Genomic DNA, 11085 nt, shown 5'->3' on the forward strand with positions numbered 1-11085 from the left:
GCGGATCGAGTCCGCAATGACAGCCCCCCGGCTGTCATGCCGGGCTTCGCTCTCGGTCCGCAATGACAGCCCATTTGCTTGTCACCCCCATTGCTCATCCAGTGGATTTGCGCGATGCTGCATGTCGGTTGGTGACAAGAGGAGCAACAAACATGCGCAAGGGCAATCTGGCCTTCGGGCTTGCCGTCGTGCTGGCGGTGAGTGGGTGCGGCGGGGGCAAGACCAGTGTGGCGCCCGGCCCTTCGCCATCGAGCGGGCAGGTAGGCGCGGCCACGGCGCCCCTGGGCATGACGCGCTTCGCTGCGGCACGGGCGGCCGACCAGGTGAGTTTCGGCGCGACCCCGGCGCTGGTGGACAGCCTCGCGCAGCAGGGGCTCAACGCCTGGATCACGGACCAGATGGCGCTGCCACCCACGCAGATGTCGCCGCCGTCGTTCCTGCGCACCTACAACAGCAACGATTCGGCCGCTTCGACGCAGGCGTTCAACTGGCCGGTGAACCAGTTCATGACCAATGCGCTGTCAGGCCCGGACCAGCTGCGCCTGCGGGTGTCGTGGGCGCTGTTCCAGTTCATCCCGATCAACGGAAAGGTGCCCCCGTATTCGCACACCCAGTACTACAACCTGCTGCAAAGGCACGCGTTCGGCAACTACGGCGACTTCATCCGGGAGCTGACCATCCACCCTGCCATGGGCGCCTTCCTGGACAACGTGCAGAACAGGCCGACCTCCGAGCAGTGCCCCAGTTGCGCGCCCAACGAAAACTATGCGCGCGAGCTGATGCAGCTCTTCACGCTCGGCGTGGTCAAGTTGAATTCAGACGGCACCACGGTGCGCGACGGGCAGGGCAAGCCGGTCGAAACCTATTCGCAGGAGGATGTGGAAGAACTCGCCGCCGCACTGACCGGTTGGATGTTTTCTCAGGTGGGCGCGCCAACCCCCTCGCAGGACTGGCTCAACGCAGGCTATCCCATGGTTCCCGAATCGTGGCCGCCGCTGCACGACCGCAATCCCAAGACGATCATGGGAACGGCTTTCCCCGCCGGCAAGAGCGCGCCCGAAGAACTCGATGCGGTCGTTGCGTTGCTGATGGCGCATCCCAACATCGGGCCGTTCGTCAGCCAGCGCCTGATCCAGCACCTGGTCACGAGCAATCCAACCCCTGCCTATGTCGGCCGCGTGGCAGCCGTGTTCCGCAACAACGGGCAGGGCGTTGCGGGTGACATGAAGGCCACCATCCGCGCGATCCTGACGGACGTCGAAGCGCGACGGGGCGACGTGCCCGGCGCGGACACCACGCGTTTCGGCAAGTTTCGCGAGCCGATGCTCTGGTACACCGGAATGCTTCGCGGCCTGGGCTGCACCCAGAACCTCACCAATCCCAATGGGCCCTGGGCGATGGGGCCCAACAACCAGATGCCGTTCAATCCGGCCAGCGTGTTCAGCTACTACCTGCCGACCGACCGCGCGCCGGGCAGCAACCTGCTGGCACCCGAGCAGAAGATCGTGAATGCGAGCGAGTTGACGCAGCGGCTGGGCAGCATCGGCTGGCAGATGCAACAGGGCGCGGGTGTTGCGGCCGGATGCGACACCAATTCACTCGGGCAGGCATTCGCGCTGTCGCCGCGCACGCTCATCGACCAGATCAGCGTGCGATGGTTCCGTGGGGCGATGCCGCCGACGCTGCGCAGCAACCTGCAGACGCTGGCCACCACGCAGAACGTCGGCTCCGATGCCACCTCCAACGCGATGGTGCTCACCCAATACGCCCTGACCACGCCCTTCTACGGAGTCATCAAATGAAGCGCCGCGACTTCCTCAAATACGCCGCCGGCGTTCCGGCGCTTGGCGGCATCACGGCGGCGGGCCTGCTCGGCGCGTCGGGTGCGGGCGTTGCCGCTGGCAGCGACTACAAGGCGCTGGTCTGCGTCTTTCTCAATGGCGGCAACGACGGCAACAACGTGGTCATTCCCACTGACGGCGCCTACAACGACTACAGCGCGGGACGCTACGACCTGACATTGCCCAAGAACAGCCTGATCGCCTTGAACGGCAGCAGCGCCGGCCATACGCTGGGCGTGCATCCGGCCCTCGCGCCGCTGGCAACGCTCTACAACCAGCAGCGGCTCGCCTTCATCGCCAATGCCGGACCGCTCATCGCCCCAACGACTGCTGCGCAGGTGCTCGACCACACCGGCGCGCTGCCACCTTTTTTGCTGTCGCACAGCGACCAGGTCGCGATGCAGCAGGGCTGGGGCGGTGATGAAGATGGCAGCGGCTGGGCCGGACGTGCCCTCGAGATGCTTCCGCAGGCGCTTCGCAACAACCTCAACGCCGTCACCATGGACAACCAGCGCACGCTGGTGCTGGGCCGCCAGTCGCGGGTGGCGTTCATGAATGCAGGCGGTTTGCGCTACTGGGGCCCGGCCGACCTGGCACAGCCGTCGGCTGAATGGACGCAGACAGTCAACCGCATGGCCCAGTGGCAATTCGCCAATGAATACGAAGCCGAATATTCCAGCACCTTCGGCGGCGCCGTGCGCGACTCGACGCTCATCACGCAGGCCATGCTGCAGGCGCAGACGCCGCAGGGCAATTTCGGCAACACCTACCTGGGCACCAACCTCCGGTCGCTGGCGTCGGTGCTGCCGGTGTTTCGCAGCCAGGGTTTGCGCAGGCAGGTGTTCCTGGTCAACTGGGGCTCGTTCGATACCCATTCGGGCCAGCGTGGCAGCGGACCGATGACCCAGGACGCGCAGCTTGCGGAACTGGCCGGCGCACTGGCCGCATTCGACCAGGCCAACATCGCATCGGGCGTCGGGCAGGAGGTCACGACGCTGGTGATGTCGGATTTCGGCCGCACGCTCAAGCCGGCATCGGGCGGCGGCAGCGATCACTCCTGGGGCAACAACTGGTGGGTGATGGGCGGGGCGGTTGCGGGCGGCCAGGTCTACGGGCAGTTTCCGTCGATGGTGCTGGGCGGCATCGACGACTTCGACCGCGCGGGCGAGGGGCGCTTCGTGCCCACGACATCTTCCGACCAGGTGGGTGCGACGCTGATGCAGTGGCTCGGGCTGGAAGCGGCGAAGGTGCCGGACGTGTTTCCGAATCTCGCCAATTTCCAGCTGAAGAACCTCGGGTTCATGGCCTCATGACAACGGACAAGCACAACCGGAATCCACCATGAGCGATGTGAACGGAACTCCCCAGCCCGATGTCTACATCCAGTCAGCGCCGATCGACAACGACTGGATCAATTACTTCGGGCTCGCTGGCAACGACACCGTCAAGATGTACCAGGGCCAGGTCATCGGCGGCGCAGGCAATGACTACATCGAACAGTTGCCGTCTGACGACTGGTGGCGGTCACTGGCCGTCGCCTACTGGGATACGCAGAACGGCGCGACGGTCGACCTGCAGGCGGGCTATGCGTTCGACGGCTGGGGCGGCACCGACACGCTGGTCGGTGTGGACGATGCCCATGGCGGCAGCGGCAATGATCACTTCTACGGCACCGCACAAACCAACCGCTTCAGCGGCGGCGGCGGCCGCGACACGATAGACGGGCGCGGCGGCATCGACTACCTGGTGCTGCCGTGGGTCGCGGGCGGCCCGCGCTCGATCGAGGAGTTCGATATCCAGGTGTCCACCGATGGACGCACGGCGGTCATCACGTCGCCGCTGGATGCCAACTTCCGCATCGACCTGACCGATATAGAGCGCATCGCTTCCGACTGGAACCAGCCGTATCACGCCATCGGCGAGTTCATCGACCCGCTGGACCTGGCGCAGGTCGGGCTGACGGCAGCTGCGGCGCAGCGCTGGAACGCGCCGGGTGCAGTGGGCACTGCCGTCTCCGTGAGCTTCAGTTTCGTGGAACAGGCGCCAGCCCTGGGCATGGGCTCGGCGGGATTTCGCGCATTCACGCCGCAAGAGCGCGACACGGTGCGCGCGATCCTGGCGTCGGTCAGCGCTGTGACGCACATCAGCTTTGTGGAGACCAACGAAGCAAGCGGTCCCGCCGGCCAGATGCGCTTTGGCATCAGCCAGCAGGCTGCGACCAAGGGCGTGGCCTACGCGCCATCGGTGACGCCAGGAACGCCTGGCGACGTCTGGATGGACGTGGAGTCGATGGTGGTGCTCACCGCGGGCAGCGAAGGCTACGCCGCCCTGATGCACGAGATCGGCCATGCCCTGGGTCTGCGCCATCCGCGCAATGTGGATGTAGGCGATGCCTGGACCGCGCAGTGGCGCGAGGAAGACGACGTCTCCAGCCTGACCGTGATGTCCGATACACCGTCGGTCGACGGCCTTTTTCGCGCCGACTGGGGCGTGATGGACATAGCGGCCTTGCGCTACCTGTACGGCACGACCGCAGTGGCAACGGGCAACTCGGTGCACAGCGTGGGCGACGACGCATACGGCCAGCGCAGCCTGCTGGACGATGGCGGCATCGACACCCTCGATGCATCCGCTTCGTCGGTTGGTGTGGTGCTCGACCTCACGCCCGGCCATCGCAGCAGCGTGGGTGTCACGGCGCAGGGACTGGTCGCGGTCGATAACCTGTCGATCGGCCTGGGCACCTGGATAGAGCGGGCCGTCGGGTCCGACCACGATGACGTGCTGATCGGCAACTCACTCGCAAACCAGCTCACCGGCGGCCTGGGCAACGACGACATGAATGGCGGCGACGGCATCGACACGGCGGTGTTCGCGGGCCTGAAGTCAGCCTATGCGCTGACCGAGGCATTCGGCTATCGCTATGTGACGGCCCATGACGGCATCTCGGGCTTCGACACGCTGGCGAACATCGAGCGCATGCAGTTCGACGATTTGTCGGTGGCCTTCGATCTTGACGGCAATGCGGGCGATTGGGTCAAGGTGCTCGGTGCCGTGGGCGGCGCGTCGGTTGCAGCCAGCGAGCATTTCCGCGGCGTGGGCATCGGCTATCTGGATGGCGGCCTTCCGCTCGATGTGCTGACCGGCGGGGCGCTGGCGCTGATCCTGGGTGCCAACCCATCGGCGCAAGCCGTGGTGACGCTGGTGTACATGGGCATCGCCAGCGTTGCACCCAGCGCGAATGACCTCGCGTACTACTCGGGCCTGATCGACAGTGGCGCCGTGAGCCGCGAGCAGTTCGTGCTGCTCGCGTCCGAGCTTTCGTACAACCTGGACAACATCGGATTCACCGGCCTTGCGGCCAGCGGCATCGACTACCTGGTCTAGCGCGCGGGCGCGACCAGCGTGTTCAGGCGTGCGAGGTCTTCCGGCAGCAAGGTGCCATTGGCCTGCCGCAGGCGCAGGTGGCCCAGCAGCACGTTGTAGCGGGCCTGCGCCAGGTCGCGCTTGGTCTGGAACAGCTGGCTCTGCGAATTGAGCACATCGATGTTGATGCGCACGCCGACCTGGTAGCCCAGGCGGTTGGCCTCCAGCGCGCTCTGGCTGGATGCCTCGGCCGCTTCGAGTGCCTTGACCTGCCCCTGGCCCGAGACAAGGCCGAAGAACGCCGTGCGGGTGGCCTGCGCAATGGCGCGCCGGATGCCTTCGAGGTCTGCTTGCGCCTTTTCTTCCAGCGACAGCGTTTCGCGGATGCGGTTCTGTGTCGAAAAGCCTGCAAACAGCGGCACATTGAGCGCCAGCCCGATCGCGCCGTTGTTGCTGCGCGTGCCGGTGGGCACGCTGACATTGCCGCTCGGGTTGCGGGTGATGTTGTAGCTGGCCGTCAGGTCCAGCGTGGGAAGGTGGCCGGCCTTGGCCTTCTGGGTTTCGAGCTGCGCGATCTCAACGGCGGTCTTGGCCTGCTGGATCGCCGGGCTGCTTTCTTCGCCCTGTTGCACCCACACGTTCACGTCGGGCGGCACCGGGCCGGGCACATTGACCGGCAGCACCAGCGGATCGGGCTTCACGTCGGGCTTGCCGACCAGCGAGTCGAGCGCGAGCTTCTTGACGCGCAGGTCGTTCTCGGCGGCGATCTCCTGCGCAATCACCAGGTCGAAACGGGCCTGGGCTTCGCGGGTGTCGGTGATGGTGGACGTGCCGACCTCGAAGTTGCGCTTGGCCGACGCCAGCTGCTCGCCGACCGCAGACTTTTGCGCGCGAACGAAGGCCAGCGTATCGCCGGCTGCCAGCACATCGAAGTACGCCTGGCTCACGCGGATGATGAGGTCCTGGCTGGCGGTCGAAAGGACGGCCTGTGCCAGTTCCACCTGACGCTTGCCTTGTTCCCATGTCGCCACGTTGGCCGGGCGAAACAAGGGCTGCGAGGCGCTGATGGTTGCACTTTGCGTCCCGAAGCTGCGATCGATGGAAGGCACCGTGCTATCGAAATTGGAGCGCGTCACACCGGCGGAAAGACCTGCCGTGGGCAGCAGCGCGGCCTTGGCCTGCTCGGCCCGAAAGAGGTTGGCGTCATATTGCGCCTTGGCCGATTGCCAGGTGGCGTCGTAGGCGCGCGCCGATTCGTAGAGTTGCAGCAGGTTCTCGGCGTTGGCGGGTTGCGCGAATGCAGCCGCGAGTACAACAACGGCCATGGACCCCACGGCTGTCATGCCGGACTTGCTCCGGCATCCACCGCGAAGCGGCAACTGCGCCTGATCGAACATGGATTGCGGATCAGGTCCGCAATGACAGCCGGAGGCTGGAGAGGTGACCTTCGAGGTATCTGGAAAGAACCTGCGGTTCGGCCGCGACGATTTCATGGGGTGAGTCCTTGACCTGGGTTGGCTCGTTTGTCCGGATTCAGTAGCGGGCGACTGCCGCATCGAGTTCCTGTGACCAGGCATCGATACCGCCGGCGATGTTGGCAACGCTGGCGAAACCGTTGCCGGCCAGGAACATGGCCACGCGCTGGCTGCGCGCGCCATGGTGGCAGAGCACCGCTACTGGCTGTTCGGGATCGAGCTCGGCTAACCGGGCCGGCACGTCCATCATTGGAATTGTCTTGACGTTGAAGCCTTCGGTCGCAACGCGGGCCACCTGCAGCTCCGCGGGTTCGCGAACATCGAGCACCAGCGCAGTGCCGCCCTGGGAGGCGATCCAGTCGCGTAGCGATGCGGGCCTGACCTGCTCGATCATGTGGGGTGGTCCTAGAACTGGAACCGCGAAGGTTCGGGGAAATGCACGAGGCGCGGCGCGAGGGTGTCCCAGGGCTGGGTCGTCGTATAAGACGTCTCGCTGCCCCGGGTGATGAAGGTGGCGCGCATGACCGGCTCGTTGCCGACGATGGCTGCCAGGCGGCCGCCGATCTTCAGTTGCGCCAGCAGGGCAGGGGGCACTTCGGCGACCGAGCCGCTGAGCACGATCACGTCGAAGGGTGCTTCACCTGACAGACCCCGGGAGCCGTCGGCTTCGCGCACTTCGGCATTGGAAACGCCTGCGCGCTGCAGGTTTTCGCGGGCCATGCGGGCGAGTTCCGGGTTGATCTCCAGCGAGATGACGCGTTGGGCCCGAGCGGCCAGCAGCGAGGCCATGTAGCCGGAACCTGCGCCGACTTCCAGCACCTTGTCGGTCGGGCGGATGTGCAGGTCCTGCAGGATGCGCGCCTCGACCTTGGGCTCCAGCATGCTACGGCCTTGCTGCATGTCGGCATCGCCCGAACCCAGCAAGGGGATCTGCATGTCGACGAATGCCAGCGCCTTGTGGGCGAGCGGGACAAAGTTTTCGCGGCGGGATACGGCCAGCAAGGCCAGTATGTCGAGGTCCAGCACATCCCAGGGGCGGATCTGCTGCTCGATCATGTTGAAGCGTGCGCGTTCGAGGTCGGAAGGGGCGGTCATGGGCAATCCGGGACGGTTCAGGACAAACCGTCGATTTTAGAGGCGGGCAGGGGCCGGGCGCCGCTGCCGCCGGAACCGGTGCCGGCGGCCTGGGTGCCTGCGCGCCTGAAACGGCGCTTCGCCCACATCGCCAGGTCATCGAGGTAGCAATACACAACCGGCACCACCACCAGCGTCAGCAGCGATGAAGTGATGACACCGCCGATGACAGCTTGCCCCATGGGCGCGCGCTGCTCGGAGCCTTCGGTCAGCGCGAAGGCCAGTGGCACCATGCCGAAGATCATCGCCAGAGTCGTCATCAGGATGGGGCGCAGGCGCACCTTGGCGGCCATCAGCAGTGCCTCGGAGCGTTCCATGCCTTCATCCCTCATGCGGATCGCGAAGTCCACCAGCAAGATGGCGTTCTTGGTCACAAGCCCCATCAGCATGACAACGCCGATGATGGAGAACATCGACAGTGACGAGCGGAACATCAGCAGGGCCAGCACCACGCCGATCAGCGTCAGCGGCAGCGAGGTCATCAGCGCCAGCGGTTGCAAAAAGCTCCTGAACTGGCTGGCCAGGATCATGTAGATGAAGATCACGCCCATCGCCAGCGCCGAGACCGCGTAGCCGAACGACTCCGCCATGTTCTTGGTGGAGCCGCTGAACTGGTAGCGGTAGCCCGGCGGGAAGCTGATGGTGTCCAGCACCGCGCGCAGGTCGTTGGAGACTTCACCGGCCGAACGGTTGAACACGTTGGCGTTGATCGCGACTTCGCGCGTGAGGTCGCGGCGGTTGATCTGGTTGGGACCGGTTGATTCGCGCACGGTGGCGATCTGGTTGAGCCGCACGATGCGCGGTGATCCATCGGCGTTGGTGCCGGTGGCAAACGGCAGCCGCTCCAGGTCCTCGGGTGAGTTGCGTGCATCGGGCGACAGGCGCACGTTCACGTCGTAGGTCTGGTCGTCGGGCGCGCGCCAGTTGCCCACGGTCTGGCCTGCGACCAGTGTCCGCAGCGGACCCGCGATCTGCGCAACCGACAAGCCCAGGTCAGACGCTGCATCGCGCTTGACATCGATGTCCAGTACCGGCTTGTTGGGCTTGACGCTGGAGTCGAGATCGACCAGGCCGGGCACGGTGCGGATGCGCTCATTGACCAGTGCCGTCAGCCGCTCCAGTTCCTTCAGGTCCGGGCCTTGCAGCGAGAACTCGACCTGCTTGTTGCCGCCCACCGCATCGGTCAGGCCGACGTGCGTCACGGTGATGCCCGGCACCTGCTTGAGCCTCTCGCGAAGCACACCCGACATCTGATCGACGCTGAGTTTTCTATCCTTGCGATCGACCATGCGCACATAGATCGACGCGTACATCTTTCCCTGCGCGTTGCCGGTGTTCAGGGTCGACAGCGTGTACCTCACCTCGGGGAATTCACGCACGATGGATTCGACCTGGCGCGCCTTGGCTTCGGTGGTCTCCAGCGACGAACCCACGGGTGTGTAGAAGCTGATGGACGTTTCGGAGAAGTCCGCCTTGGGGACGAACTCGGTGCCCAGCAGCGGCACCATGAAGATGCTCACGACGAAGACGGCAATCGCCATCAGCACTGTCACCAGCTTGTGTCCGAGCGACCACCGCAGGATGGATTGATAGCCATCGGCGAGCGATTCGGTGGAGCGATCGAACCAGCCGGTCACGCGGCCGATGGTGCGGTCGTAGAAGGACTGCTTGCGGTTGGGATCGGTCTTGCCGTGTTGCTCGACTTCCGGGTCGTGCCAGATCGACGACAGCATCGGGTCGAGCGTGAAGCTCACAAACATCGAGATCAGCACAGCCGCCACGATGGTGATGCCGAACTCATGGAAGAACTTGCCGATGATGCCGCCCATGAAGCCGATCGGCAGGAACACCGCGACGATGGAGAAGGTGGTCGCCAGCACCGCGAGCCCGATCTCCTGCGTGCCGTCGAGCGACGCCTGGAAGGGCGACTTGCCCATCTGCACATGGCGCACGATGTTCTCGCGAACCACGATGGCGTCGTCGATCAACAGGCCCACGCACAGCGACAGCGCCATCAGCGTGATCATGTTGATCGTGAAGCCGAACATGTTCATGAACAGGAAGGTGCCGATGATCGAGATCGGAAGCGTCAGCCCGGTGATGACTGTCGAGCGCCATGAGTTCAGGAACAGAAAGACGATCAGCACCGTGAGCAGGGCGCCTTCGATCAGCGTGCGGCGCACGTTTTCGACTGAGACGCGGATGGGGCGCGAACCATCGGCAATGGGTTCGAGCTTCACGCCGGGCGGCAGCTGCGCCGCCATTTCGTCGAGTGTCTTCTTCAGGCCGTCGACCACCTGGATGGTGTTTTCGTCCTGCGATTTCTGCACGGACAGCAGCAGCGTGCGGCCGCCGTTGTAGAGCGCGAGACTCTCGACTTCCTGGGCGCCATCGGCCACGCGCGCCACCTGGTCGACCCGCACCGGCGCCGAGCCCTTGCGCGCGATGATGATGCGGCCGAAGTCCTCGGGCCGCTGCATGCGGGCATCGATCTGCACCACGCGCTCCTGCGTGAGCGATCGGATCGAGCCGACGGGCAGGTCCTGGTTCTCGTTGCGCACGGCAGCGACCACCTGGTCGGCCGTGATGCCCAGCGATTCCATGGCCGCCGGGTTGAGATAGATGTTGATCTCGCGCTTGGTGCCGCCCACCAGCGTGACCGAGCCGACGCCGCGCACGTTCTCCAGCCGCTTCTTGAGCACCTGGTCGGCCCAGTTCGTCAGCTCGATCGCCGTCATGCCAGCGGTACCTGCGGTTCGCCCTGAGCCTGTCGAAGGGGCCGGCAGCACCGCCACCGACCACACCGCGCGGCTGGACGGATCGAAGCGCAGCACGCGTGGCTCTTTCACTTCGGTGCGAAACAAGGGCCGGATCGCTGCAATCTTTTCGCGCACATCTTCAGCCGCCTTGCGCCCGTCGATGTGGAGCTGGAACTCGATGATGACGACCGACTGGCCCTCATAGCTGCGCGAGGTGAGCGCGTTGATGCCGGCTATGGAATTGACGCCTTCCTCGATCTTCTTGGTGACTTCGCTCTCGACGATCTCGGGTGCTGCGCCGGGGTACTCGGCGGTCACCACGACAACCGGAAAGTCGATGTTGGGAAACTGGTCGACCTTCAGGCGCTGGAGCGAAAACAGGCCCAGCACCACGATGGCGAGCATCACCATCGTCGCAAAGACGGGATTCTTGAGGCTGACGCGCGTGAACCACATATGACTGGGCGCTCAGGGGCTAGGGACTTTGCCCCCTCTCCCGCTTGCGGGAGAGGG

7 protein-coding genes are annotated in these 11085 nt (G+C 65.0%); 3 read left to right on the plus strand and 4 right to left on the minus strand.

What is annotated here, in order from left to right; translation table 11 throughout:
- The first annotated feature begins 152 nt into the window (after nt 1-152).
- Genes AQ12_RS14255 through AQ12_RS14265 form a run of 3 tightly spaced genes read left to right on the plus strand, consistent with a single transcriptional unit; the run spans nt 153 to nt 5225 of the window.
- Nucleotides 153-1802, plus strand: coding sequence for a DUF1800 family protein (locus AQ12_RS14255; protein ID WP_053076742.1), 1650 nt, complete (start codon nt 153-155; stop codon nt 1800-1802).
- Nucleotides 1799-3154: a DUF1501 domain-containing protein gene (locus AQ12_RS14260; RefSeq protein ID WP_048440586.1), complete on the plus strand. Its 1356-nt coding sequence runs from the start codon at nt 1799-1801 to the stop codon at nt 3152-3154. Before AQ12_RS14255 ends, AQ12_RS14260 begins: the two co-directional genes overlap by 4 nt.
- A 28-nt stretch (nt 3155-3182) precedes the next feature.
- Nucleotides 3183-5225, plus strand: coding sequence for a M10 family metallopeptidase C-terminal domain-containing protein (locus AQ12_RS14265; protein WP_048440587.1), 2043 nt, complete (start codon nt 3183-3185; stop codon nt 5223-5225).
- Here the strand turns inward: AQ12_RS14265 and AQ12_RS14270 are convergent.
- The 4 genes from AQ12_RS14270 to AQ12_RS14285 all read right to left on the minus strand — a co-directional run bounded on the left by AQ12_RS14270 (nt 5222) and on the right by AQ12_RS14285 (nt 11028).
- Nucleotides 5222-6547 carry a TolC family outer membrane protein gene (locus AQ12_RS14270; RefSeq protein WP_048440610.1) on the minus strand — a complete coding sequence of 442 codons (1326 nt, stop codon included), beginning with the start codon at nt 6545-6547 and terminating at the stop codon, nt 5222-5224. The two genes, AQ12_RS14265 and AQ12_RS14270, sit on opposite strands and share 4 nt — an antisense overlap.
- Nucleotides 6548-6737: 190 nt before the next feature.
- Nucleotides 6738-7073 (minus strand): rhodanese-like domain-containing protein, encoded by a 336-nt coding sequence (locus AQ12_RS14275; RefSeq protein ID WP_048440588.1) that lies wholly within the window; start codon nt 7071-7073, stop codon nt 6738-6740.
- Between the two features lie 11 nt (nt 7074-7084).
- Nucleotides 7085-7774 carry a protein-L-isoaspartate O-methyltransferase gene (locus tag AQ12_RS14280; protein ID WP_048440589.1) on the minus strand — a complete coding sequence of 230 codons (690 nt, stop codon included), beginning with the start codon at nt 7772-7774 and terminating at the stop codon, nt 7085-7087.
- Between the two features lie 17 nt (nt 7775-7791).
- Nucleotides 7792-11028 carry an efflux RND transporter permease subunit gene (locus AQ12_RS14285; protein ID WP_082151603.1) on the minus strand — a complete coding sequence of 1079 codons (3237 nt, stop codon included), beginning with the start codon at nt 11026-11028 and terminating at the stop codon, nt 7792-7794.
- Between the last annotated feature and the right edge of the window lie 57 nt (nt 11029-11085).

Origin of the sequence: Caenimonas sp. SL110, from assembly GCF_001044395.1 — a bacterium.
GTDB lineage: Bacteria > Pseudomonadota > Gammaproteobacteria > Burkholderiales > Burkholderiaceae_C > Ramlibacter.